Origin of the sequence: Nocardiopsis sp. NPDC058631 (assembly GCF_042716955.1) — a bacterium.
GTDB lineage: Bacteria > Actinomycetota > Actinomycetes > Streptosporangiales > Streptosporangiaceae > Nocardiopsis.
The window spans coordinates 1-24,557 of the sequence record NZ_JBHXQY010000073.1; the positions used below are offsets into that span (position 1 = coordinate 1).

At 72.8% G+C, this 24,557-nt stretch carries 22 protein-coding genes; 8 read left to right on the forward strand and 14 right to left on the reverse strand.

Going from position 1 to position 24,557, the window contains the following annotated elements:
* Window positions 1–69: 69 nt before the first annotated feature.
* From ACFWTE_RS21555 to ACFWTE_RS21565, 3 genes are all read right to left on the reverse strand, one after another.
* Window positions 70–1,755 carry a ribonuclease J gene (locus ACFWTE_RS21555; protein WP_378781456.1) on the reverse strand — a complete coding sequence of 562 codons (1,686 nt, stop codon included), beginning with the start codon at window positions 1,753–1,755 and terminating at the stop codon, window positions 70–72.
* Window positions 1,752–2,723: a 4-hydroxy-tetrahydrodipicolinate synthase gene (gene dapA / locus ACFWTE_RS21560; protein ID WP_378781457.1), complete on the reverse strand. Its 972-nt coding sequence runs from the start codon at window positions 2,721–2,723 to the stop codon at window positions 1,752–1,754. Before dapA ends, ACFWTE_RS21555 begins: the two co-directional genes overlap by 4 nt.
* Before the next feature lie 365 nt (window positions 2,724–3,088).
* On the reverse strand, window positions 3,089–3,469 hold the full coding sequence (locus ACFWTE_RS21565) for a phage holin family protein (protein ID WP_378781458.1): 381 nt from the start codon (window positions 3,467–3,469) through the stop codon (window positions 3,089–3,091).
* An 87-nt stretch (window positions 3,470–3,556) separates the two neighbouring features.
* Between ACFWTE_RS21565 and ACFWTE_RS21570 the strand changes: the two genes are divergently transcribed.
* The 3 genes from ACFWTE_RS21570 to ACFWTE_RS21580 all read left to right on the forward strand — a co-directional run bounded on the left by ACFWTE_RS21570 (window position 3,557) and on the right by ACFWTE_RS21580 (window position 5,959).
* Window positions 3,557–4,111 carry a GNAT family N-acetyltransferase gene (locus tag ACFWTE_RS21570; RefSeq protein WP_378781460.1) on the forward strand — a complete coding sequence of 185 codons (555 nt, stop codon included), beginning with the start codon at window positions 3,557–3,559 and terminating at the stop codon, window positions 4,109–4,111.
* Window positions 4,112–4,259: 148 nt separating this feature from the next.
* Window positions 4,260–5,132, forward strand: coding sequence for a 1,4-dihydroxy-2-naphthoate polyprenyltransferase (locus ACFWTE_RS21575; RefSeq protein ID WP_378781461.1), 873 nt, complete (start codon window positions 4,260–4,262; stop codon window positions 5,130–5,132).
* Window positions 5,133–5,269: 137 nt separating this feature from the next.
* A complete protein-coding gene (locus ACFWTE_RS21580) occupies window positions 5,270–5,959 on the forward strand; it encodes a class I SAM-dependent DNA methyltransferase (RefSeq protein ID WP_378781463.1) in 690 nt (229 codons plus the stop codon).
* 136 nt (window positions 5,960–6,095) lie between these two features.
* Here the strand turns inward: ACFWTE_RS21580 and dapB are convergent, their stop codons facing one another.
* From dapB to ACFWTE_RS21635, 11 genes are all read right to left on the reverse strand, one after another.
* Window positions 6,096–6,839, reverse strand: a complete 744-nt coding sequence (dapB, locus tag ACFWTE_RS21585) for a 4-hydroxy-tetrahydrodipicolinate reductase (protein WP_378781464.1) — start codon at window positions 6,837–6,839, stop codon at window positions 6,096–6,098.
* A gap of 90 nt (window positions 6,840–6,929) precedes the next feature.
* Window positions 6,930–7,904 carry an L-histidine N(alpha)-methyltransferase gene (egtD, locus tag ACFWTE_RS21590; protein ID WP_378781465.1) on the reverse strand — a complete coding sequence of 325 codons (975 nt, stop codon included), beginning with the start codon at window positions 7,902–7,904 and terminating at the stop codon, window positions 6,930–6,932.
* A 69-nt stretch (window positions 7,905–7,973) separates the two neighbouring features.
* Window positions 7,974–8,768 (reverse strand): class II glutamine amidotransferase, encoded by a 795-nt coding sequence (locus ACFWTE_RS21595; RefSeq protein ID WP_378781467.1) that lies wholly within the window; start codon window positions 8,766–8,768, stop codon window positions 7,974–7,976.
* Window positions 8,768–10,114 carry an ergothioneine biosynthesis protein EgtB gene (egtB, locus tag ACFWTE_RS21600; RefSeq protein ID WP_378781468.1) on the reverse strand — a complete coding sequence of 449 codons (1,347 nt, stop codon included), beginning with the start codon at window positions 10,112–10,114 and terminating at the stop codon, window positions 8,768–8,770. Before egtB ends, ACFWTE_RS21595 begins: the two co-directional genes overlap by 1 nt.
* A complete protein-coding gene (gene egtA, locus ACFWTE_RS21605; protein ID WP_378781469.1) occupies window positions 10,111–11,406 on the reverse strand; it encodes an ergothioneine biosynthesis glutamate--cysteine ligase EgtA in 1,296 nt (431 codons plus the stop codon). Before egtA ends, egtB begins: the two co-directional genes overlap by 4 nt.
* Before the next feature lie 210 nt (window positions 11,407–11,616).
* On the reverse strand, window positions 11,617–11,781 hold the full coding sequence (locus tag ACFWTE_RS21610) for a hypothetical protein (protein ID WP_378781470.1): 165 nt from the start codon (window positions 11,779–11,781) through the stop codon (window positions 11,617–11,619).
* A 76-nt stretch (window positions 11,782–11,857) separates the two neighbouring features.
* Complete coding sequence (locus ACFWTE_RS21615) at window positions 11,858–12,946, reverse strand: ABC transporter ATP-binding protein (protein WP_378781471.1); 1,089 nt, start codon at window positions 12,944–12,946, stop codon at window positions 11,858–11,860.
* A 34-nt stretch (window positions 12,947–12,980) separates the two neighbouring features.
* Window positions 12,981–14,000 (reverse strand): ABC transporter ATP-binding protein, encoded by a 1,020-nt coding sequence (locus ACFWTE_RS21620; RefSeq protein WP_378781473.1) that lies wholly within the window; start codon window positions 13,998–14,000, stop codon window positions 12,981–12,983.
* Entirely contained in the window at window positions 13,997–14,980 is a 984-nt protein-coding gene (locus tag ACFWTE_RS21625) for an ABC transporter permease (RefSeq protein ID WP_378781474.1), read from the reverse strand. Before ACFWTE_RS21625 ends, ACFWTE_RS21620 begins: the two co-directional genes overlap by 4 nt.
* Entirely contained in the window at window positions 14,977–16,047 is a 1,071-nt protein-coding gene (locus ACFWTE_RS21630) for an ABC transporter permease (protein WP_378781475.1), read from the reverse strand. The genes ACFWTE_RS21625 and ACFWTE_RS21630 overlap by 4 nt, the downstream gene beginning before the upstream one ends.
* On the reverse strand, window positions 16,044–17,891 hold the full coding sequence (locus tag ACFWTE_RS21635; protein ID WP_378781476.1) for an ABC transporter substrate-binding protein: 1,848 nt from the start codon (window positions 17,889–17,891) through the stop codon (window positions 16,044–16,046). The genes ACFWTE_RS21630 and ACFWTE_RS21635 overlap by 4 nt, the downstream gene beginning before the upstream one ends.
* A 273-nt stretch (window positions 17,892–18,164) precedes the next feature.
* On the opposite strand from ACFWTE_RS21635, the gene ACFWTE_RS21640 reads away from it, so the two are divergent.
* From ACFWTE_RS21640 to ACFWTE_RS21660, 5 genes are all read left to right on the forward strand, one after another.
* Complete coding sequence (locus ACFWTE_RS21640) at window positions 18,165–18,878, forward strand: metal-dependent hydrolase (RefSeq protein ID WP_378781478.1); 714 nt, start codon at window positions 18,165–18,167, stop codon at window positions 18,876–18,878.
* Window positions 18,879–19,028: 150 nt separating this feature from the next.
* On the forward strand, window positions 19,029–19,688 hold the full coding sequence (locus tag ACFWTE_RS21645) for an O-methyltransferase (RefSeq protein WP_378781480.1): 660 nt from the start codon (window positions 19,029–19,031) through the stop codon (window positions 19,686–19,688).
* Between the two features lie 61 nt (window positions 19,689–19,749).
* Complete coding sequence (locus ACFWTE_RS21650) at window positions 19,750–20,907, forward strand: exonuclease SbcCD subunit D (protein WP_378781481.1); 1,158 nt, start codon at window positions 19,750–19,752, stop codon at window positions 20,905–20,907.
* A complete protein-coding gene (locus ACFWTE_RS21655) occupies window positions 20,907–23,954 on the forward strand; it encodes an AAA family ATPase (protein WP_378781482.1) in 3,048 nt (1,015 codons plus the stop codon). Before ACFWTE_RS21650 ends, ACFWTE_RS21655 begins: the two co-directional genes overlap by 1 nt.
* A gap of 101 nt (window positions 23,955–24,055) precedes the next feature.
* Window positions 24,056–24,484 carry a hypothetical protein gene (locus ACFWTE_RS21660; RefSeq protein WP_378781483.1) on the forward strand — a complete coding sequence of 143 codons (429 nt, stop codon included), beginning with the start codon at window positions 24,056–24,058 and terminating at the stop codon, window positions 24,482–24,484.
* The last annotated feature ends 73 nt before the right edge of the window (window positions 24,485–24,557 follow it).

Below are 24,557 nucleotides of genomic sequence, written 5' to 3' on the forward strand. Positions count from 1 at the left end.
CGGGTCGCGCCGAAGCGCGACCCGGGCCGTTCCGGTGCCGTGGTCCGGGTCGTTCCCGGAGCGGTGGGGTCAGACCTCGACCAGGACGGGGATGATCATGGGACGACGCCGGTAGGTGTCGTTGACCCAGCGGCCCGTGTTGCGGCGGATGAGCTGCCGCAGCTGGTGCGGGTCGTTGACCCCGTCCCGCGCCGCCTTGTCCAGGGAGTCCTGGATCTTGTCGATGACGTCGTCGAAGGCGGCGGCGCCGATCCCCGCGCCCCGGGTGTGGATCTCGGGCTCCCCGAGGATCTTGCCGGTGCCGGAGTCCACCGCGACGACGACGGAGATGAACCCCTCCTCGCCGAGGATGCGGCGGTCCTTGAGCGAGGCGTCGGTGACGTCGCCGACCGAGGCGCCGTCCACGTACACGTATCCGGCCTGGACCGCGCCCACGATCTTGGCCCGCTGCTTGTACAGGTCCACGACCACGCCGTCCTCGGCGATGACGATCCGTTCGGAGGGGACGCCCGTGAGCTTGGCCAGGTCGGCGTGGGCGCGCATGTGCCGCCACTCGCCGTGCACCGGCATGAAGTTGCGCGGGCGCACCATGTTGAGCACGTACAGCAGCTCACCGGCGGACGCGTGTCCGGACACGTGCACGAGGGCGTTGCCCTTGTGCACGACCTTGGCGCCCCAGCGGGTCAGACCGTTGATCACCCGGTAGACGGAGTTCTCGTTGCCGGGGATCAGCGAGGAGGCGAGCAGGACGGTGTCGTCCTCCTCGATCCGGATCTGGTGGTCGCGGTTGGCCATCCGGCTCAGCGCCGACATGGGCTCGCCCTGCGAGCCCGTGCAGATCAGCACGGCCTCGTCGGGACGCATCTTGTCGATCTGCTTGGCGTCGATGATCGTGTCGCCCGGGATGGTCAGGTAGCCCAGGTCGCGCGCGATGTTCATGTTGCGGACCATCGAGCGGCCCACGAACGCGATCTTGCGGCCGTGCTCGGACGCGGCGTCGATGACCTGCTGGACGCGGTGCACGTGGGAGGCGAAGCAGGCCACCACGATGCGCTTCTGGGCCTGCCGGAACACCTTGTCGATGGCCTCGGACAGGTTGCGCTCGTTGACGACGAACCCGGGCTGCTCGGCGTTGGTGGAGTCCGACAGCAGCAGGTCCACGCCCTCGTCCCCGAACCGGGAGAACCCGGCCAGGTCGGTGAGGCGGCCGTCCATCGGCAGCTGGTCCATCTTGAAGTCACCGGTGTGCAGCACCGACCCGGCGGGGGTGCGGATGCCGATGGCCAGGGCGTCGGGGATGGAGTGGTTGACCGCGAAGAACTCCAGGTTGAACGGGCCGAAGTCGTGCCGCTCGCCCTCCTCCACCTGGAGGGTCTCCGGCTTGATGCGGTGCTCGCCGAGCTTGGCGGTGATCAGCGCCAGGGTCAGGCGGGAGCCGACGATCGGGATGTCGGCCCGCTCGCGCAGCAGGAACGGGATACCACCGATGTGGTCCTCGTGCCCGTGGGTGAGCACGACCGCCTCGATGTCGTCGAGCCGGTCCCGGATGTAGTCGAAGTCCGGCAGGATCAGGTCCACGCCGGGCTGCTCCTCCTCGGGGAAGAGCACGCCGCAGTCGACGACGAGCAGGCGGCCGCCGTACTCGAAGACCGTCATGTTGCGGCCGATCTCACCGAGGCCGCCCAGGGCGACGACGCGCAGAGCGCCCTTGCCCAGGGGCGGGGGCGAGGTCAGTTCGGGGTGTGGGTGGCTCATACAGATCCCTCCGTGAGGCGCTCGACGCGCACGGCGCTGGCGGGGACGGCCTGGTGCGGGGCCAGACCGATGGGGCCCTTGACGCCGGCGGCGGCAAGGTCTTCGCGCAGCAGTGCCTGGAGCTCGACCGACGCGTCGGTGAGCGGGGTGCGCACGGGACCGGAAGGCAGCCCGAACTGGTTCAGGATGGCCTTGGTCGTGATGACGCCCTGTGTGCGGAACATGCCCGTGTAGACCGGGGTGAGGCGGCGGTGGATGGCCAGCGCCTGCCCGACCTCGCCCTTCTCGAAGGCGTCGATCATGTCGCGCAGGTCGGCGCCGACGATGTGGCCGACGACGCTGACGAACCCCGCCGCGCCGACGGACAACAGCGGCAGGTTGAGGATGTCGGTGCCGCAGTAGAAGGCCAGGTCGGTCCGCTCCATCACCCAGGAGCTGGCGCCGATGTTGTCCTTGGCGTCCTTGTTCGCGACGATCCGGGGGTGCTCGGCCAGGCGGACGAGGGTCTCGGACGCGATCGGCGTGCCGGTGCGGTGCGGGATGTCGTAGAGCATGACCGGCAGGCCGGTGGTGTCCGCGATCTCGGTGAAGTGCCTGATCAGGCCTTCCTGGGGCGGCTTGTTGTAGTAGGGCGTGACGGTCAGCAGACCGTGCGCGCCCGCCTTCTCCGCGGCCTTGGCGAGCCTGACGCTGTGGCGGGTGTCGTTGGTGCCGACCCCGGCGATGACCGTGGCGCGGTCACCGACCGCCTCCACGACCGCCCGGAGCAGGCGGTCCTTCTCGTCGTCGCTGGTCGTCGGCGACTCACCCGTTGTGCCGCTGATGATGAGGCCGTCGTTGTTCTGCTCGTCGACGAGGTACGTGGCCAGTCTGGCCGCGCCCTCGTAGTCGAGTTCGCCGTCGTCGAGCATGGGCGTGACCATGGCGGTCAGCATCTTGCCGAACGGGCGGTTCTTCATGTCCACCATCGTGTGTGAAAGGCTTCCGGACCGCCGCCTCTGGACGGTGGGTCCGGGGGTGCCCCTCCTCCTCTCGGTGTGCGTCAACAGCTGGATGTGTCCCGTGCACATGTCGCGTGCACGGGTGTGCGGCGCTGCGTGTCCGCCACCGCGACCGGCGGTACGCGATCCGGTCGCGGGAAAGTTCCTGTGGTGCCCCGTCTTGGGTCGGGCCCGGGGCCGTGCCCTGCTCGGCCGCCGTCCTCGTGGGTCGAGGTTGACGGTCCGGCTCTGTGAACCTACCCGTCCCGGGCCCGTGCCATCCGGCCGGGCCCGGGATCCGCGCGCAGGTCAGGGCCGCGGAAGGAGGTTGTTCGGGCTGTTGCCGCCCTGGTTCAGTCGTCCTGTCCGTCCGGAAGGAACATGCTCAGAAGCCAGCTGACGATGGTGACGACGATCGCACCCCAGAACGCGGGCCAGAACCCCTCGATGTGGAACGGAAGGGCGAACAGGCTCGCGATCCAGTTCGTGAGCATGAGCAGCAGCGCGTTCACCACCAGGCCGATCAGCCCGAGGGTCAGCGCGTAGAACAGGCACCCGACGGCTTTGACGATCGGTTTGATGATCGCGTTGACCACGCCGAAGATGACGCCGACGGCAAGGTAGACGCCGATCTGACCAGCGATGGTCTGGGCCGTGACGTCGATCCCGTCGATCAGGAAGACAGCCGCCCAAAGGGCGAGCGCGTTCACGATAACTCTGATAATGAGGCTCACAACGTAGATGTTCCCATGCCGAGGCAAGGTCCGGAAACTCCGGCATCGGTGATCTTGCCGCGGCACGCTTCCCCAGGAGGACCCGTCGTGTCCAGTGCCCAGTTCGTCCGCCCCGCCCGTGCCACCGACGTGGACACCGTCGTGGAGGTTCAGGTGGCCTCGTGGCGGGCGGTGTACGGGGCGCTGCTGCCCGACGCGGTGGTTGCCGAACTCGGCGGCGGTGACGCCCGCAAGCAGTTCCACGAGCAGTGGACGGCCGCCCTGGAGTCGCCGCCGACCTCGCGGCACCGGTTGGTGGTGGCCACCGACGAGGTGGGCGGGGTGCGGACCGTGACGGGGTTCGCGGCCTTCGGCCCGGCGGGGGACCCGGACCTGTGGCCCGCCACGGACGCGGAGGTGTTCGCTCTGCACGTGGCCCCCGAGCGCGCGCGGGAGGGGCACGGCAGCCGTCTCGTGAACGCGTGCGTGGACCACCTCGTCGACGACGGTTTCGGCACGGTGCACGTGTGGGTGCCGGAGGCCGACAACGCCCTGCGCGCGTTCTTCGAGGCCTCGGGGTGGCGTGCGGACGGTGCCCGCCGGGAGATCGACCTGGGTTCGCCGCTGCCGATGGTCCGGTTGCACGCGGCGATCTCGCGGTAGACGGCGGCGCCCGGCCGCTGCGCGGTCCGGTCACGTGCGCGGGACCGCCGCCGGTTGGGCACAGCCCCGGACAGGCACTACCGTTGGGTGGTTGTCTGCGCTGTGCACCAGGTACCGCGCAGCGTCGTCGAGGGTGGAGGACCGCCGCGTGGCCACGGTCAGTGAATGGGTCTCGGGGCTGCGTCCCCGTACGCTTCCGAATTCGATCGTCCCGGTGGCGGTCGGCACGGCGCTGGCCCTCGGCCTGGACGGGTTCGTCTGGTGGAAGGCGCTGCTGGCCCTGGTGGTGTCCATGGCCCTCCAGGTCGGGGTCAACTTCGCCAACGACTACAGCGACGGGGTCAAGGGCACCGACACCGAGGAGCGGACCGGCCCGACCCGGTTGACCGCGTCGGGCCTGGCGAGGCCGGGCCAGGTTCTCGCGGCGGCCCTGGGGAGCTTCGCGTTCGCGGGCGCGGTCGGCCTGGTGCTGGTGGCCACGTCGTCGTGGTGGCTGCTGCTGGTGGGGATCCTGGCGATCGCCGCGGCCTGGTACTACACCGGCGGTCGCGCACCGTACGGGTACCGGGGCCTGGGCGAGGTGTCGGTGTTCGTGTTCTTCGGCGTGGTGGCCGTGGTGGGCACGGTGTTCGTACAGCTGGGTTCCGCCCCCTGGCAGGCCTGGGTGGCGTCGGTACCGGTCGGCCTGCTGTCCTGCTCCGTGCTGGTGATCAACAACCTGCGGGACATCCCGACCGACCGGGAGACCGGGAAGGTCACCCTCGCGGTGCGGCTGGGCGACGCGGGCACGCGGCGGCTGTTCGCGGGCGCGGTCGCCGCCTCTTACGCGGTCGCGCTGGTGCTGACCCCCGTGTTCTGGTGGACGCCGCTCGTACTGCTGTCGGCCCCCCTGGCGGTGCCGCCGGTGCGGCGCGTGCTGGGTGGACAGGCGGGACGCGACCTGGTGCTGGGCCTGGGCGAGACGGGCAGGCTCCAGTTGGCCTTCGGCGTCCTGTTCTCGGCCGCCCTCGTACTGGGGTAGGGAGCCGGACCCGTGGCCGGAACACACCGTCCGGGCTGCGAAGACACGGTTCGGGCTCCCCGTCGGGCCCCGTGGGGCTAGGATGCGGGCCGATCCCCCAGACACGCGTTCAGCCACGGTAGGGAGAAGACGACACCGTGCCCAGCGAGAACACCGCCCCCGACCCCCTCGAAATCGCTCCGGACCCGCAAGCGTGGGCAGAGCGCTCGGCCGGACAGGCCGCCGCGTTCGACACGATCGGAGAACGCTACGACGAGGCCTTCCCCCGGAAGGAAGGACAGGAGGAACGGGTCCGGCGGCTGCTGGACATGCTGCCGCCCGGAGCACACGTGCTCGACCTGGGGTCGGGCACCGGTCTGCCCACCGCCCGCCAGTTCGCCTCCGCGGGCGCACGGGTCACCGGCTACGAGATCTCCGAGCGGATGATCGAGATCGCCCGCCGGAACGTGCCCCAGGCGACGTTCGTCCAGGCCGACATCCTCGACCTGAAGCCGGTCGACTCCTCCTACGACGCCATCGTGGCGTTCTTCTCCCTGCTGTGCCTGCCCAAGGCGCGCATTCCCGAGGCCCTGAGCCGGATCCGCGCGTCCCTGGTCCCGGAGGGCCTGCTGTGCCTGGCCATGGTGGAGGCGGACCTGGACGACGCGCCGATCACCTTCCTGGGCTCGCAGATCCGCGTGTCGGGCTATCCGCGTGAGGAGCTGCGCCGGGTGGTGCAGAAGGCGGGCCTGTTCATCGAGGACGAGCGGGTGGTCTCCTACGAACCGGAAAACCCCGGGGCCCGCCCCGAGACCCAGGTGTTCCTCACCTGCCGCCGGGGCGCCTGAGCCTGCCGGGTCCCGCGGCCGTGCCTTCCCGGACGCTGCCCGCGGGGGCAGGGGAGCGGGAGCGCGCGGTGGGCAACGCGGACGACGGGGGAGGCGCCCCGGGCGGGGCGCCTCCCCCGTCGCGGGGTGCGCGGTTCTAGTCGAGGTCCAGGAGGGCGTCCAGACCCACGGTGAGCGGGTCGGCGAGGCCGGCGACGCCGCGGACCCCCAGGAGCACGCCGGGCATGAAGGAGGTGCGGTTCATCGAGTCGTGCCGGATCTTCAGGGCCTCCCCGTCGGTGCCGAACACGACCTCCTGGTGGGCGATGAGCCCGGTGATGCGCAGGGAGTGCACGCGGACCCCGTCCACGTCGGCGCCGCGGGCGCCGGGGATCTCCGAGGTCGTGGCGTCGGGCATGAGCGCGGTCCCGGCCTTGCGGCGCGCCTCGGCGACGAGCTCGGCGGTCCGGTAGGCGGTGCCGCTGGGGGCGTCGGCCTTGTTGGGGTGGTGCAGCTCGATGATCTCGGTGGACTCGAAGTACGGTGCGGCCTTGCGCGCGAAGTGCATCATCAGCACCGCTGCGACGCCGAAGTTCGGGGCGATCAGCACCTTCGCCCCGGGCGTGGCGGCCTGCATGGCGCGCACCCGCTCCAGTCTGGCCTCGTCGAAGCCGCTGGTACCGACGACGGCGTGGATCCCGTGGCCGATGAGCCACTCCAGGTTGTCCATCACCGCGTCGGGGTGGGTGAAGTCGACGACGTGGTCGGCCCCCAGCACCGCACCGCGGTCGTCGGCGCTGTCCACGCCCGCGACGAGTTCCATGTCGTCGGCGGCCTGAACCGCGCGGACGACCTCTGACCCCATGCGCCCATCGGCGCCGAAAACTCCTACCTTGAACACGGCACGAGCGTACCGGAGACCCGGACGTCCACGGCGTGGTGCGCCCGTCCGGCACGGGGCCGCGCGGCGGCGGGGCGGCCCCGGGTCCGGTCAGCGGGCGGCGGCGAGGGTGAGCGCGAAGTCCCCGGCGGGGTCGGTCCACCAGTGGGTCGGTTCGAACCCCGCGGTGTCGAGCTCGGCGGAGAGCCCCTCCCGGCGGAACTTGGTGGAGACCTCGGTGCGCATCTCCTCCCCCGCCGCGAAGTCGACCTCCAGGTCCAGGTCGGCGACCCGGACGCGCTGGGCGTCGCGCGCGCGCAGGCGCATCTCGACCCACTCCTCCTCCGCGTTCCAGCGGGCGAGGTGGTCGAAGGCTCCGGGGTCGAAGTCGGCGCCGAGCTGGTGGTTGATGACGCTGAGGACGTTGCGGTTGAAGGAGGCGGTGACCCCCTGGGCGTCGTCGTAGGCGGCGACCAGGCGGGCCGGATCCTTGACCAGGTCGGCGCCGAGCAGGAGCGAGTCCCCGGTGCCGAGCACGGCGCGGATGTCGCGGAGGAAGGAGGCGCGCGGCCCCGGTTCCTGGTTGCCGATGGTGGAGCCGAGGACGGCCAGGAGCCGGCGTCCGCCGTTCTCGCCGACGGGCAGGAGCCCGAGGTGCTCCTCGAAGTCGCCGACGACGCCGTGGACGTCGAGTCCGGGGTAGTCGTCGACGACGCCGCGTGCGGAGGCGGCGAGGAAGTCGCCGCTGACGTCCACGGGGACGAAGCGGGCGAGGCGGCCGTGGCCCAGCATCGCGTCGAGCAGGAGCCGGGTCTTGACACCCGATCCCGAGCCGAGCTCGATCAGCGTCTCCGCGTCGGCGGCGTCGGCGATGGCGCCGGCCCGGAGTTCGAGGATGCCGCGCTCGGCGCGGGTGGGGTAGTACTCGGGCAGCCCGGTGATGTCCTCGAACAGGGCGCTGCCGCGTTCGTCGTAGAACCACTTGGGTGGGAGCTGTTTCGGCACGGAGGTGAGCCCTGCGGCGACATCGCTGCGCAGGGCCTTGTCGAGGTCGTCGGCGGTCAGGTTTCGGTCGATCCGGAACATGGTGCCTCCTGTAATCCCTTGGTGGAGATCCGCGGACGGACCGGTGCCGCGGAGACGCCGCTCGGCACGTCAGGCGATCGGGTGGATCTCGGTGCGCTCCCCCGTCGCGACGACCACGGAGCCGTCGGGGACCTCCCGCCAGCCGCGCGCACCGTCGAACGGCTCCGAGGCCAGGAAGACCCCTCCCCCGGGCTCGCGGAGGGTGTACAGGGAGTCCCCGGCGGCGGTGGCGACGATGATCTCCCCGTCGCTGGCCAGCAGGTTGTAGCGGCCGTCGGAGTGCTCGCGGGCGTGGCGGACCACGCCTGCCAGGGTCCCCGCGAGGTCGCCGGAGGCCCGCCACAGCCGCACGGTGTGCGCGAACAGGGGCGCGGAGTCCACCGGGGCGCGGGCGTCCAGCACGCCGGGGGGCGGTGTGAAGGCCGCGGCGAGCGCCTCGTCGTCCTTGACCGCGCCGTTGTGGCTGAACAGCAGCCGGTCGGCCCGGAAGGGCTGCGCGCCCGACTCCTCGGACCCGAACCCGACGGTGGCGTCGCGGACCGCGGCCACCACGCACCCGGAGGTGATGGCGCGTGCGGCGTCGGCGAAGGAGGAGTCGCCCCAGATGGGCATGGCCCTGCGGTAGCGCAGCGGCCCGGGCGGCTCGGCTGCGGCAGGGAGCGGCACCGCCGCCGGGACCGCCCGCGCCGGGGCGCCGGCGGTCCCGGGCGGCGGGTACCAGCCGACGCCGAAACCGTCGGCGTTGACGGTGCCGTGCCGCTGCATGCGCGGCGCCCAGGACTGGACGTGCAGCGAGTGGGGCGCCGCGTACAGCAGCTCGTGCAGGGTACGCGGCGGCCCCAGGTAGGCGAGGTGTCGGCACATCAGGCGGGTTCTCCGTCGCGTGCGCAGCGGAACCCGCTGAAGATCTGCCTGCGGATCGCGTGGTCCCAGTTGCGGAAGGTGGAGCGGACGGCGGTGGGGTGGGTGGCCCAGGAGCCGCCCCGCAGCACCTTGTAGCCCTGGTCGAAGAACACCTCCGAGTACTCGGGGTACGGGAAGGCGCTGAACCCCGGGTAGCCGGTGAAGGTCGTGGAGGTCCACTCCCACACGTCGCCGATCAGCTGCTGGACCCCCAGCGGCGAGGCGCCGTCGGGGTGGCGCCCGGCCGGGGACGGGCCGAGCTTGCGCTGTCCCAGGTTGGCGTGGCGGGGCCCGGGGTCGTCGTCGCCCCACGGGTACCGGCGGGTCCGGCCGGTCCCGGGGTCGAACCGGGCGGCCTTCTCCCACTCGGCCTCGCTGGGCAGGCGCCTGCCCGCCCACGCGGCGTACGCGGCGGCCTCGTGGAAGTTGACGTGCTGGACCGGCTCGTCGGACGGCACCATCTCCTGGCGGCCGAACCGGCGGCGGGACCACCCGTCGCCCTCCGGGCTCCAGAAGGCCGGGGCCCTGGCCGAGGTCCTCTCCCGCCACTCCCAGCCCTCACGGGACCACCAGCGGCGGTTCTGGTATCCGCCGTCCTCGATGAACCGCTGGTAGGCGGCGTTGGTGACAGGAGCCGTGTCGATCCAGTAGGGGCCGAGGACGACCTCGTGGGAGGGCCCCTCGTTGTCGTAGGACCAGGGGTCGCCGTCGGTACCCATCGTGAACCCGCCCCCGGGGACGTACACCTCGTCCTCGACGGGCGGGCGCAGGGCCGCGACGGTCCCGACCTCCTCCAGGAGGACGGGCTCGCCCTTGCGGAGCTGGTGGGTGGCGAGCATGGTCTCGTCGTGCTGGTGCTCGTGCTGGATCACCATGTGGAAGACGAACCCCGCGTCGAGCAGGGACCGCCGGCCGTCGGAGGCCTCGCGCGGGCCGGGGACGCCGAGGTCGGCGGAGTCGAGGGTGTCCAGGACCTCCTTGCGTACCCGGTCGTTGTACTCGCGGGCCTCCTGCGGCCGCAGGAGCGGGAGGGTGACCCGGTCGGCGCGCGGGTTCTCGAAGGCGTCGTAGAGGCCGTCGATGTCGGGGCGCAGCGCCTCGCGCCCCCCGGCGGCCCGCAGCAGCCACTGCTCCTCGTAGTTGCCGACGTGCGCCAGGTCCCAGACGAGCGGGGACATGAGCGGTGAGTGCTGGGCGAGCAGGCCCTCGTCGTCGAGGGCCTCGATCGTGAGTCCGTTGCTGCGGCGCCGGCTCCGGTCGAGCTCGGCGGCGATGCGCTCCTTGACGCGCTCTTGTTCGTGGTTCACCGTGGTCCTCCGCTGTCTCGGTGGGTCCCTGTCCGTCCCGTCCGCGCGCCGGCGTCTCCCGGGCGCGGGGAGGGCACGCTCGGCCGCGTGTCGGCGGGGCACAGCCCGCGCCGCGTGAGGCGGTCGGCGTAGTCGTCGACGAGGGAGGCGAGTCCGGCGGCCCCCATGCGGGGCAGGGCTTCGACGGCCGCGTCGAAGCAGGCGCGCGCGCACTCGGCGACGGCGGGGTCGCCGAGTCCGTACTGGGCGGAGCGCAGCCACAGGTGCCGGTCGGGGGAGGGCCCGCCGCAGAGCTTCTCCGTGGCCTCCTCGGCCGCGGCACGGGCACGGGGGTCGTCGACGAGGGCGGTGGCGAGCGCCATGGGGACCGGCCACCAGCGGACCGGGACCGCGTCGATCATGCGCAGTTCCCACCAGCCGCGCGGGCGGACGGGCGGGAACAGGGTACTGAGGTGGACCTCCAGGTCGGCGAGGGTGGCGGGGCGGGGCCCCTGCCCTGCGATCCACTCGGCGAGGGTGATGCCGGGGTCCGCGGTCCAGGTTCCGCCTCCGCCGGGGATCTCGGGCACCGCCATGACGTTCGCGGCGAGGGCGTACGCGGCCCACGCGGTGGCCGGATCGGGGTGGCTGTCGTGGTCCAGGACGGGGCGGGTGCGGGTGGCGTCGGTGGCCGCCCAGATCGCCCAGCGCGTGGACTTCCACCCGGTGGGGCGTCCGCGCCACACGGCGGAGTTGGCGAACGCGGCGACCAGGACCGGTCCGAGCCTGTGGACGAGTTCCCAGCGGGCGCGGCTCTCGGCGGGGTCGGACCCGGTGTCCAGGCACACCTGGAGGGAGGCGGTGCTGCACATCATGGTGTAGCCGCTGGGTTGGCGGTGGTTCGTGAAGAACCGCTCCATGGCGGTGTAGCGGGGCAGCCGGAGTTGGCGTACGGGCGGCCGCACCGGGTCGAGCGCGGTCTCGACCAGGTGGAGTCCGTCCCCGGAGAGGATCTTGGTGACGTGGTCCAGGTCGGCGGCGAGGGCTTCGTGCACTCGGGCCGGGCCGGGCAGTGCGGGTGAGCTGAGTTCGATCTGGCCGCCGGGTTCGAAGGTGACCGCGCTTCCCGCCGGCGGGGGCCCACTGGCCTCCAGCAGCGCCGTGAGGCGGTCGACGGTGACGGGTGCGCTCGGGTGCGCGGAGTCGGCGACCAGCCACTCGGTCTCGATCCCGACCTTGCCGGGCGGGCCGGTCTTGAAACAGACCCCGTTGATGTACTCGTGAACGTCTTCCGTGGTCATGTGGTGCGCCATGTGAGGCTCCCTCGGAACGACACCCCTCGGGGGTGTGACACCCCAGGGTCCTGCCCAGGGCTCCGACGCACTGAACGTCCGCGATCACCAGAAATCACGGGACGTGTCATCAGGCGCACGCTCGGCCCTGGTTCACGGCGGCGACACGCCAGGTCGCTTCGACGTTGGCGGCGGGCGCGACGGGATGATCCGCATGGAATGTGACGACCGTCACATCTCCTTGGGCTCCCTCCGCCGGGTTCCGATGATCTCCCGTCCGCCCTCGTCAGGGGCGATGCCGAACACCTCGGTCACCCCCCGCCCCACCCCACCCACCGGTACTCCACGCACCTCACGTCGCCCCTCGGAGGACACGGTGGTGGAGGCGGTGCCCATGAGGCCGTGCCGGCGGCCCGGCCCGCGCGCCGGTGTCCGACCGCACGGAGCCCGGCAGCGACCGCGCACGGCGCCCTCAGCCCGCGGCGGAAGGCCCCGGGCGGACCCGGCCGACCGCGTCGGAGGCGGCCCAGTGGCAGGCCACCCTGCGCTCGGCCCCACCCCCCAGGACCGCCGGGTCGACGGTACGGCACAGGTCCGCGACGCCCGCCCGCGCGGCCTCGCCCGAGGCCAGTACCGGGCAGCGCGGATGGAACCGGCACCCCGTCGGCACCTGCTTGGGGTCCGGAGGCTCGCCCGCCAGGACCACCGGCTCCCCCTCACCCGCGTCGGGCAGCACCGACAGCAGGGCGCGGGTGTACGGGTGGGCGGGCTCGGCCAGGACCTCCTCCACGGTGCCCAGCTCCACCACCCGTCCCAGGTACATCACCGCGACACGGTCCGCGATGTTCCACGCCAGGCCCAGGTCGTGCGTGGCCACCAGGGCGGACAGGCCGAGCTCGTCGCGCAGGTCCAGCAGGAGGCGCAGGATCTCGCCCCGCACCGACGCGTCCAGGGACGCCACCGGCTCGTCGGCCACCAGCACCTCGGGGGCCAGGACCAGGGCCCCGGCGATCACCACGCGCTGGCGCTGGCCGCCGGACAGCTCGTGCGGGTAGCGGGCGAGGAACCGCTCCGGCGGGCGCAGGCCCGCCCTGGAGAGCGCTCCGGCCACCCGTTCGGCCTCGTCCGCCGCAGTGCCCTCGTGGATGCGCAGCCCTTCGGCCACGGACTCGTAGACGGTGCGGCGCGGGTTCAGCGACCCGGTGGGGTCCTGCTGCACCAGCTGCACCCTGCGCCGGTAGGAGCGCAGATCGCGGGAGCCGTAGCGCATCGGCCTGCCCTCGAACACCACGACGCCCCCGGTGGGCCGCTCCAGACCGAGCAGCACCCGGGCCAGGGTGGTCTTGCCGCAGCCGGACTCCCCCACCAGCGCCACGATCTCGCCCGCCGACACGTCGAGGTTGACACCGTCGACGGCGCGCGCGGTGCCCTTCCCCCCGCCGGGCGCGAAGCCGGCGTCGAAGGCGACCTCCACCTGCCGGGCGCTCAGGATCGGTTCGGCCGCCGCCCCGTCCCCGGAGGCGCGGGGGGCGTCGCGGGGGTCGGTCTCGGTGGTACTCAAGGGCGCGTCTCCTCGCTGGGGGCGTCGGGCGGGGTCACGGGGCGGCCCCGTCCCGGGCGGTCGTCAGGGGTTGCGCGGGACCCACGTGCACGCACGCCGCGTGACGCGCGGAGTCCCCCTCCGGGCCGGGGTCCACCGGCCACAGGGGCGGGTCGACCGTGGAGCACACCGTCTCGGCCACCGCGCACCGGGGTCGGAAGACGCAGCCGGAGGGGGGGTCGGACGGGTCGGGGGGGTCCCCCGGCAGTCCCCGGGGCGCCAGGCGCGAGGCCGGGTCGCCGATGCGGGGGAAGGCCGCGCTGAGGGCGCTCGCGTAGGGGTGGGCGGGTTCGTGCACGACCTCGCGGGCGGGACCCTGTTCCACGATCCGGCCCGCGTACATGACGGCGACACGGTCGCAGGTGGCCGCCAGGACGGACAGGTCGTGGCTGATCATCAGCATGCCGATGCCCTGCTCGGCGACGAGCCGCTTGAGCAGGGCGAGGATCTGCGCCTGGATCATCACGTCCAGGGCGGTGGTGGCCTCGTCCGCGATGACCAGGCGAGGCTCGCAGGCCAGCGCCATCGCGATCATGACCCGCTGGCGCTGCCCGCCGGACAGCTGGTGGGGGTAGTCGCGGGTACGGGAGGCCGGCAGGCCGACCTGCCCGAGGAGTTCGGCCACGCGCTCCGGGATCCGGTTCGCCGGGACGGTGCCGTGGATCGCCATGGGCTCCGCGATCTGGTCGCCGATCCGCCTGACCGGGTTGAGGGAGTGCATGGCGCCCTGGAAGACGATGGCCGCGCCCGCCCACCGGACCGCGCGCAGCCGGCCCCAGCGCATGTCGGGGACGTTCTCCCCCTCCAGCAGGATCCGGCCGTCGATACGGGCCGTGTCCGGCAGCAGGCGCAGCAGGGCCAGGGCGACGGTGGACTTGCCGCTCCCCGACTCCCCCGCCAGCCCCAGGGTGTCTCCGGGGTCCAGGGCCAGGTCGACTCCCCGGACGGCCGGGACGTCGCCGTTCCCGGCGCGGTAGGTGACGTGTAGTTCGCGGACGTCGAGGAGGGAGGTCAACGCTGCTCCCGGAGTCGGGGGTTGATGACGGACTCCAGAGCGCGTCCGCACAGGGTGAAGGCCAGGGCGACGACCGCGATGGCCAGGCCCGGCGGGATCATGTACCACCAGATCCCCGAGCTGATGGCGCCCGCGGTGCGGGCGGCCTCAAGGATGCCTCCCCAGGAGACGGTGGTCGGATCGCCCACGCCCAGGAACGCCAGCGTGGACTCGGCGATGATCGAGGTGGCCACGAGCAGGGTGGTCTGGGCGAGCACCACCGGCATCACGTTGGGCAGCACGTGCCAGGCCATGACGTGGGCGTGGCCGCCGCCCAGGGCGCGGGCGCGCTCCACGTAGGGGCGCGCCTCCACCGCCAGGGTCTGGGCGCGCACCAGGCGGGCCGTCGCGGGCCAGACGGTGAGGCCGATGGCGATGATGATGGTGCCGGTACCGCGCGGCAGCACGGCCGCCAGGGCGACGGCCAGGACCAGGGTGGGCAGCACCAGGAACCAGTCCGTGACCCGCATGAGCACCGAGGACGCGATCCTGCCCGCGGTGCCGCCGGACGCGCCGAAGTGCCCGGCGGTCATCCCGACCAGGGTGCCCAGGACCACGGAGACGACCGTGGCGAGGAAGCCGACGGTGAGGGAGACCCGCGAGCCCCAGATGATGAGGTCGAGGATGGACCGGCCGAAGTTGTCGGTGCCGAGGGGGTACTCGCCGCTGGGCCGCTCGTAGGCCGCCCCGGGGGCGCCGGTGACCGTCAGCTCCGACTGGTCCACCAGGAGCGGCGCGAACAGCGCCAGGAGGACGATGGCCGCCAGGGCGGCGAGACCCAGCAGCCCGGCGCGGTTGCGGGCGTAGTCGCGGGCGAACCGGCGCAGGGCCTCCGCGCGCCGGCGGCGGGCCAGGGCCCGGGGCGGGACGGGCGCGGGGTCCGTGCCGTTCGTGTCGCCGCCCGGCGCGCCGGAGCCGTGGGGGGCGGTGTCCGCGCTCATGGGCGCACCCTGGGGTCGAGCAGCGGGTACACCAGGTCGGCGAGCAGGTTCATGAGGATCACCGAGGCCGCGAAGACCACGAACAGGCCCTGGACGAGGCCGAGGTCGGGGACGCGCAGGCCGGAGTAGAAGAGCTGGCCGAGTCCGGGCCAGGAGAACACCGTCTCCACGAGGATCACCCCGGACACCACCTGGCCGAGGTTGAGGAAGATCAGGGTCACCGTGGGCAGCAGGGCGTTGGGCACCGCGTGCCTGCGGCGTACGAGGGAGTCCCTCAGCCCCTTGGCCCGCGCCGTGGTGAGGTAGTCGGCGCCCCGTTCGTCCATGAGGGAGGAGCGCATGATCATCAGGTACTGGGCGTAGATCACGGCGACCATGGTGGTGACGGGCAGCACCATGTGCCACACGGTGCTCAGCGCGGTCTCCACGGGGCCGGTCGCCGCGGGGTCCACCATGCCGCCGGTGGGGAACAGGCCGGGCATGAAACCGCGCCCGGAGGCGAACGCCACGATGAGCAGCAGTCCCAGCCAGAACGTGGGCACCGACCAGAAGAACAGGGCGACGGCGGTGTTGGCCCGGTCGGACCGGCCGCCGGGCCTCCACCCGGCACGGACACCGAGGAGGAGCCCGAGGAGCGCGGCGATGACCGTACCGGTCCCGGCGAGCAGGACCGTGGGGCCGAGGCGTTCGAGGATGAGCTCCGTGACCGGCTCGCGGAACTGGAAGGACGTGCCGAGGTCGAGGCGGAGCAGACCCGTCAGGTAGTCGAGGAACTGCTGCCAGAGGGGCTGGTCGAGCCCGAACTGCCGGCGCAGTTCCTCGCGCTGTTCCGCGGTGACCTCACGGCCCTCCGTCATGGCGCGGACCGGGTCGCCGGGCAGGATCCGGAAGAGGAAGAATCCGGCGACGACCACGGCGAGGAGGGAGAACACGGCGGTCGCCAGGCGTCCGGCGACGTAGCGCACCACCCTCGTCGCGCGGCCGGGCCCGGCGGGGCCCGCCGGGGCGGCGGCGCCGGGCGCCTCCGCCCCCGTCGGGGTTTCCGAGGTGGCGGGATCGCTGGTCACTCGCGGTCCTCCGCTGTGGCGCGCCGTCGGAACAGGACGAAGCCCCCCGCGGCCACGAGGACGAGCACGACCGCCCCCACTCCGATCCAGACGCCGGCCGAGGGGCCGGAGGGGTCGCCCTCGCCCGCCGCGACCGGCTGGGCCGACCAGAAGGCCCAGTAGCCGTCCTGGCCCCAGATGTTGCCTCCCGGGTCCGGCTGGATCTGCATGCCGGAGATCTGGTCGGTGCGGTACGCCTCCCGGATGTCCGGGTAGGCCAGGACGTTCACGACGGCCTCCTCGTAGATCACCCGTTGGAGGTCGTGGATGATCTCGGCGCGGGCGGTGCGGTCGTACTCGGCGAGCTGGGCCCGGTAGAGCTCGTCGTACTCCTCGTCGCAGAAGTAGGCGTCACCCTGCATGCTGCCCGGCTCCTCCGGGAGCGCGTCGCAGGTGTGGATGCTGAACACGTAGTCGGGGTCGGGGTTGACCGTCCACCCGGTGAAGATGAGGTCGTACTCGGCCGCGTAGAGGGCGTCGCTGAGCACACCCGGGTCGACGGTCAGGTTCTCGACCTCGATGCCGATGTCGGCGAGGCGCTCGACGACGACCAGCCCGGCGTTGACGTTGTCCGGCCGGTCCTGGTGGACGTGCATGCGCAGTTCGAGGCGGTCGCCCTCGGGCGAGACGCGCACGCCGTCGTCGCCCCTCTCGTACCCGGCGTCGTCGAGCATGGCGTTGGAGGCCTCCGGGTCGAAGGAGAGCGTGGCCTCCTCTCCCTCGGGCGCCCAGTGGTAGTCGCCGTAGCGGGCCGGAACGTAGCCCCCGGCCGCCGTGGCCCGGCCGCCGTGCGCCTTGTCGACGATCTCCTCGTTGTCGATGGCTCTGACGATGGCCCGGCGCAGGGTGGCGTCGGACAGCGCCGGGTGTCCGTCGCCGAACTCCTCGCCGTCCTGGGTGCGGGCTCCGGGGTTCATGGTGAAGGCCTGGAACCGCTTGCCGTCGGCGAAGTTGACGGCGATGTCGTCGAGGCCCTCCAGTGCGGTGGCCTGCGCCTCGGTCAGCTCGTAGACGAGGGAGACCTCACCGCTGCGCAGTGCCTCGACGGCGGCGTCCTTCTCGGAGTAGTACCGGAAGACCAGGTCGTCGAACCCCGGGGCCCCGCGCCAGTGGTCGGGGTTGGCCTCCAGGGTGATGTGCTCGCCGCGCTGGTGCTCGGTGAGGACGAAGGGGCCGCTGCCGACGGCGGGCAGGTCCTCGCCGGTGTAGTCGGCGAAGGCCTCACCCTCGTTTTCCAGGATGGGCTCCCAGACGTGGCGCGGCACGATCGGCACGTTGAGCGAGGACATCGTCGCCTGGGGCTCGCCCAGCTCGATCACCACCGTGTGGTCGCCCTCGGCGGTGACCGAGTCGAACCCCGAGACGTAGCTGCCGTTGGCGATCGCCGCGGACTCGTTCTCCATGATGGTGGTGAACGTCCACACGACGTCGTCGGCGGTGAGGGGTTCGCCGTCGCTGAAGACGACGTCCTCGCGCAGGTGGAAGGTCCAGGTGAGGCCGTCCTCGCTCGGCTCCCACTCCTCGGCCAGGGCCGCCGCCGGCTCGTTGGTCGCGGCGTCGACCGTGACCAGTGAGTCGTAGACGTGGTTGAGGATGCTGGTGGTGACGGCCAGCTGGGCGGTGAAGGGGTTGAACGAGTCGACCTGCTGGGCGATGGCGACGGTGAGGGTGTCGGTCTCGTTGCCCGTGTCGGCGGCGGCCGGTGCGGCCGCCGCGGCCCCGACGAGGAGCAGTGCGGCGCCCGCGGTCGTCACACGCCGTAGGAGGTTGAGGGGTGGGGCCGGGGGAGGGCGGTGGGAGTGCATGTCTGCCCCTGTCAGGTTCGTGGGGTCGGCGGCGCGGGGTCTGCGGTGCCTGGTCGGTCGCACCGGGCCGGGTGCACGCCACCGGGGGGTTGTTGGTTGTTTACCAACGGACGTGGATTAACGTCAATGACCACCGGGGAGCGCCGTGACATCGAAATACATTCGCGTCCGAGCTCCGGCACCGCTGGGTTTCCCGTGCGCCGAGTGACGAACGTGCCGTCCGTAACCTCTCCCGATTCGCGGCGATTGCCATACTCCGCTACGGTTCCCGCCATGATGGGGCACTCGCACGCACTGAGTGGCGTGGTCGGTTGGATGGCGGTCGTTCCGCTCGTCCAGGGCACAGAATTCTTCGGGCTCAGTTTCGACCTGGGTCCGGGGGAGATCATCGCCGGTTCTCTCGTGTGCGCGGGTGCGGCTCTGCTGCCGGACCTCGACCACAAGAGCGCGACGGTGACCAAGACCTACGGCAAGGTCACCGAGGTACTGGGCGAGATGCTCGGGTTCCTCTTCGGCGGACACCGCATGGGGACGCACTCGTTCTTCTTCGCGATCCTCATGGGTGTGATCGTCCAACTGCTGGCGCTGTGGTCCGAGTTGGCCGTCCAGGTCTTCGTGTTCCTGCTCATCGGGATCGCGCTCCAGGGCCTGGGTTTCGGTCTGGACAAGAACCGGATCGCGTCCGGGATCATCAACGCGCTGGCGACGGCGGGCATCACCCTGGCGCTGTTCAGCGCGGGCGTCAACTACACCTGGCTGGGCCTGGCCGTGGCCTTCGGCGTGATCCTGCACTTCCTCGGCGACATGATCACCAAGATGGGCGTACCGATCTTCTGGCCCCTGTGGAAGAAGCGCATCGGCCAGGGCAAGGGCTTCGTCACCGACGGCCCCGTCGAGCAGAAGGTGATGACTCCGCTGCTGACCATCGGCGTCATCGTGGGCTCGCTCTACCTCTTCGACTGGCCCGCACTCCTCCCCGAGTACTGACCTGCGCACACGGACCCCTTCCCCGGAAGGGGTCCTCCCGTTTCTCCGGCGGCTCCCCGCCGGAGCCGTCGGCGACGGGCGCGGGGACCTCCCGCACCGGCCCGGTCGAGGTCCTGGGCCACGCGCCCCGCCTGTCCTAGGCTGGCGTCCGTGACACGAACCACAGAGGGCCTCAGCCCGCAACTCCACGCCTACGTCGTCGCCCACAGCGAGCCCGTCGACGACGTCCTCGCCGACCTCGCGAAGGAGACCGCAGAGCTCTTCCCCACCCACAAGGGCATGCAGATCGGACCGGAGCAGGGGGCGTTCACCACACTGCTCACCAGGATCTGCGGAGCCCGGCACGTCGTGGAGGTCGGCACCTTCACCGGTTACTCCTCGATCTGCTTCGCGCGGGGCCTGCCCGACGACGGCACTCTGCTGGCCCTCGACATCAGTGACGAGTGGACCTCCGTGGCCCGCCGCTACTGGGAGCGCGCTGGGGTCGCCGACAAGATCACGCTCACGCTCGGACCGGCGCTGGAGTCCCTGCGCGCCCTTCCCGAGGAACCGGGCTTCGACCTGGCCTTCCTGGACGCCGACAAGGAGGGGTACGTGGACTACTGGGAGGAACTGGTCCCCCGGCTGCGGCCGGGCGGCCTGGTCCTGGCCGACAACACGCTCTCCCACGGCCGCGTCGTGGACTCCGACGACACGTCCGCGCACGTCCAGGGCATCCGGGACTTCAACGACCGACTGGTGGCCGACGACCGCGTCACCCAGGTCCTGCTGCCCATCGGGGACGGCCTCACGCTCGCGCGCAGGAACTGACGCACTCCCGTTGTCCACAGGGCGGCGGCTCCTCCCCGACGGATCACGCGCACCTTCGGTAATGTCCAGTTCCATGCGCCTGCTGCACACATCGGACTGGCACCTGGGTCGCTCCTTCCACCGGGAGAACCTCATCGACGCCCAGTCCGCCTTCCTCGACCACCTCGTCGACACCATCAGCGAACGCCGGATCGACGTGGTGGTCGTGGCCGGCGACCTCTACGACCGGGCGCTCCCGCCCGTGGACGCCGTCCGCCTCTTCGACCGGGCGCTCGGCCGCATCCGCGCCACCGGGGCCCGCGCCGTCCTCATCAGCGGCAACCACGACTCCATGGCACGGATGTCGTTCGCCACCGGCCTCATCGACGCCTCCGGCGTCCACCTGCGCAGTTCCCTGGACGGCGTCGGCTCCCCCGTCCTGATCGACGACGAGCACGGCCCCGTCGCCTTCTACGGCATCCCCTACCTGGAGCCGGAGATCGCCCGCCACCACTGGGACCTGCCCGAGCGCGGGCACACGGCGGCCGTGGGACACGCCATGGACCTCGTCAGGGCCGACCTCGCCGAGCGCCCCGGCACCCGCTCGGTCGTGCTCTCGCACGCCTTCGTCACCGGCGGCGAGGCCTCCGACAGCGAACGCGACATCTCCGTCGGAGGCGCCTCCCACGTCCCCGCCTCGGTCTACGCCGGGGTCGACTACGTCGCGCTCGGGCACCTGCACGGGCGCCAGACCATCACCCCCTCGGTGCGCTACCCGGGCAGCCCCCTCGCCTACTCCTTCTCCGAGGAGCGCCACGTCAAGGGCTACTGGGTGGTGGACCTGGACGCCGACGGCCTGGCGGGGGCCGAGTTCGCGCAGGCGCCCGTGCCCCGGCCGCTGGCCCGCGTCCGGGGCCGCATCGAGGACCTGCTGACCCTGCCCGAATGGGAGCGGTACACCGGCCACTGGCTCCAGGTCACCCTCACCGACCCGCGCCGCCCGGCCCACCCCATGGACCGGCTGCGCGCACGCTTCCCGCACACCCTGGTCCTGGAGTTCGCCCCCGAGGGCGGCACACCCGACACGCGACCGGTCGCGGCCTCCGTCGCCGACCGCAGTGAGCGCGAGGTGGTCGCCGACTTCGTCGAGTGGGCCCGGGGCACCCCCGCCACCCCCGAGGAGGAAGCCCTCGTGAACGCCGCGATCGAGCAGATCCGTCTCCAGGAGGGGATGCGCTGATGCGCCTGCACACCCTCACCCTCCAGGCCTTCGGGCCGTTCGCGGGCACCGAGAGGGTCGACTTCGACCGGCTCGGCGCGGGCGGCCTCTTCCTCGTCCACGGCCCCACCGGCGCGGGCAAGACCTCCGTGCTGGACGCGGTGTGCTTCGCCCTGTACGGCAGTGTCCCCGGGGCCCGGGGCAAGGACCGCTCCCCCAAGAGCGACCACGCCCCGTTGGACCGGCTGCCCCAGGTCACCCTGGAGTTCACCGTCCAGGGGCGCCGCGTCCGCATCGAGCGCAGCCCCCGGTGGGAGCGGCCCAAGAAGCGCGGCACCGGCACCAAGGTCGAGAACGCGAAGGTCCTGGTCCTCGAACACGCCGACGGCCGCTGGAGGGACGTCACCACCCGCCCCGACGAGGCCGGGCAGTTCGTCGGTGACCTGGTCGGGCTCACCCTCGACCAGTTCTGCCAGGTCGCCATGCTCCCCCAGGGCGACTTCGCCCGGTTCCTGCGCGCCAAGTCGGACGAGCGTCGCGACTCCCTGGAGCGGATCTTCAACACCCGCGTGTTCCGCGACGTCGAGGAGTGGTTCAAGGGGCACGCCAACAGACTGCGCCGGGAGGTGGAGACCGCCGACGACGAGGTGCGCTCGGTCGCGGGACTGATCGCCGAGGTCGGACGGTCCACCGCGCCGGAGCTGCCCGAGGAGCTGTCGGCGTGGGCGGCCGAACTGGCCGCCGTCACCGGTGCCACCGCCCTGGACGCCGCCCCCGTGGCCGCGGAGTTCACCGACGCCCGCGAGTCCGCGCTGCGTGCCCTGACCGGTGGACAGCAGACCCGCGAGCGCCAGGAGCGGCTGGCCGCCGCGCGCGAGCGCGCCGCCGGGCTCGCCGAGCAGGCCGAGCGGCGGGCCGGGATCGACGTCCGGCTCGACGCCGCCGAGCGTGCCGAGGCGGTTCTGCCGTTCCTTCGCGCCCGCGACGGCCGCCGCACCGAACTGGACAAGGCCGAACTGGCGGTCGCCGACCACCTGGCCCTGGTCGCCGGGCTCCCCGGCATCGACACCGCATCCCTGTCCCCGTCGGTGTCCGTTCCCCCGGGGGCCGGGATCGCCGACCGGGAGGCCTCGGACGCCGGACCGGCCCGCACGCAGAGGGCGCTGGGCGCCGCCGAGCAGCAACGCCGCGACGAGCTGGCCCGCCTCGACCACCTCCGCGCGGACGCCGAGCGGCGCCGGGTTCTGGGCCGCTCCGTCGAGTCCCTCACCACGCGCCTGGACCGCACCCGCGCGGAGTCGGCCCGGCTGCGCGAACGGGCCCTTGCCCTGCCGTCCCGGGTGGAGAAGCTCAACGGCGAGCTCCGCCGGGTCCGCGACCGGGCGAGCCAGGTGGAGGCGGCCGAGGCGGCCCTGGCCGCCGCGCAGGCGCGCAGGGAGGCCGCCCTCGCGCACGACCGGCTCACCCGTGAGCTGGAGGAGGCCGAGGAGCGGCGTCGGAGTGCCGTGGACGCCGCCCAGACCGCCCTCGACCGCGCCCTCGCACTGCACGAGCGCCGGATCACCCATATGGCCGCCGAACTGGCGGCCGGCCTGTCCGAGGGCGAACCGTGTGCCGTGTGCGGGTCGGCCGAACACCCCTTCCCTGCTCTGCCCTCCGACGAGGGTCTGGTCTCCCCGGAGGAGGAGCGGGAGGCACAGGCCGCCGCCGACACCGCCGCCGCGCGCCGTACCGGGGCGGAGAGCACCGTGGCGGCGCTGGACGCGCAACGGACCGCGGCACGGGAGCGCGCCGAGGGCCGCACCGCGGACTCCTCCCGGGCCGAGGTCGACGACCGGACCACGGCGCTCACCGAGGCCCGTGCCGCCGCCGGTGAGGCGCGCCGGGTCGAGGAGGAGCTCGAACACCTCGACGCGGAGCTGGAGCGTGCCCGTACCCGGGAGGGCGAGCTGGCCCGGGCGGAGGCGGAGGCCGCGACCGGGCTGGACAACGCGGTCCGGGAGCACGGGCGGCTGACCGCCCTCCTGGACGGGGCGCGCGGGGAGGACCCGGGGCTGGAGGAGCGGATCGCCCGGCTGCGCGGGGAGGCCGACCTGCTGCACGCCGCGGCCGAGGCCGCGACCGCCCGCGACGGCGCCACCGAGGAGTACCGGTCCGCCGTCGCCGAGGCCGAGCGGCACCGGGCCGGTGCCCGCTTCTGCGACGAGGCCGAGGTGTGGGAGTCCGCCGTGGACGAACCGCAGCGGCGCGCGCTGCGTGAGAGTGCCCGCGCCTTCGACGACGAACTGGCCGCGGTCCGGGCCGCGCTGGCGGACCCCGAACTCCTCGCCGCGGACGGCCCGCCCCCCGACCTGGCGGCGTTGGCCGCCGAGGCCGAGCGGGCCTCCGCCGCGGCCGACCGGGCGGTCTCCTGGCGGAGCATGCTGGCGGAGCGGGCCCGACGCCTGACCGCCCTGCGCGGCGAGCTGCGGAGCCGGATGGAGGGCAGCGAACCCCTCCTGCGCCGCTACGCGGTGGCGGAGGGGCTGCGCGGCCTGGCCGCCGGCACGTCCGGGGACAACACCGACAACGTGCGCCTGTCTGCGTACGTGCTGGCGGCCCGCCTGGAGCAGGTGGTGGCGGCCGCCAACGACCGGTTGCTCACGATGTCGGACGGCCGGTACGAACTGCGCTACACGGTGGACAAGGCCGCCGGCGACGGTCGTGCGCGATCCGCGGGCGGCCTGGGCATGCGGGTGGTCGACGCGTGGACCGGGGTGGAGCGCGACCCGGCCACCCTCTCGGGCGGCGAGACGTTCTTCAGCTCCCTGGCACTGGCGCTGGGGCTGGGCGACGTGGCCGCCGCGGAGGCGGGCGGCGCCGACATCGACACGCTGTTCGTCGACGAGGGCTTCGGCACGCTCGACGAGGACACCCTGGAGGAGGTGCTGGACATGCTGGACCGGTTGCGGGACGGCGGCCGGGCCGTGGGCGTGGTCAGCCACGTGGCCGACCTGCGGCACAGGGTCACCACCCGTTTGAAGGTGGTCAAGGGACCCTCCGGCTCACGGGTGGAGCACACCGGCTGACCGGCCCGGCGGCGGGCCCCGGGGAGCACACCGGCTGACCGGCCCGGGGCAATCGCCCCCGCGCCCACCCCGGGTCGGGGCACCGGCGGGGCGGTGCGACAATGACCAGCGTGAATTCGCTGGTCGACATCGCCGTGTTCGGAATCGTGGGCGCCATCATGATGGCGGCCCTCATCGGTCTTCTCCTCGTGGTCTCGGGAAGCGCGCGCGGGGCCTCGCCCCGGGTGCGGGTGGCGTTCGGGGCCGCCTCGGTGGTGCTGTTGGTGGCACTGCCGACGCTCACCGCCGCCAACACCCTGTCCTCGGGCTCCGGTTTCTGGGTGGCGTTCGCCACGGCCACCTGCGTGGTGGCCGTCGTGTACGCGGTGAACGTGGCGATGCTGCCCGTGGTGGCGCGGCGCCGGGCCGCGGCCACCGGGGACTCCGCCCTGGCGTCGCTGCGGCCGTCACCGTCGGTCCTGGCCGCGGGTCTGCTGATCTGCCTGGCCCTGGGGCTGCTGGGCGCGGCCGTCGCCGCCCTGGTCGTCTGACGCCGGACACACCCCGTGCCCCGTGCCCCCGGCGCGGGGCACTCGCCGTTCCGGGGTCCTGCGCGGGCGCACC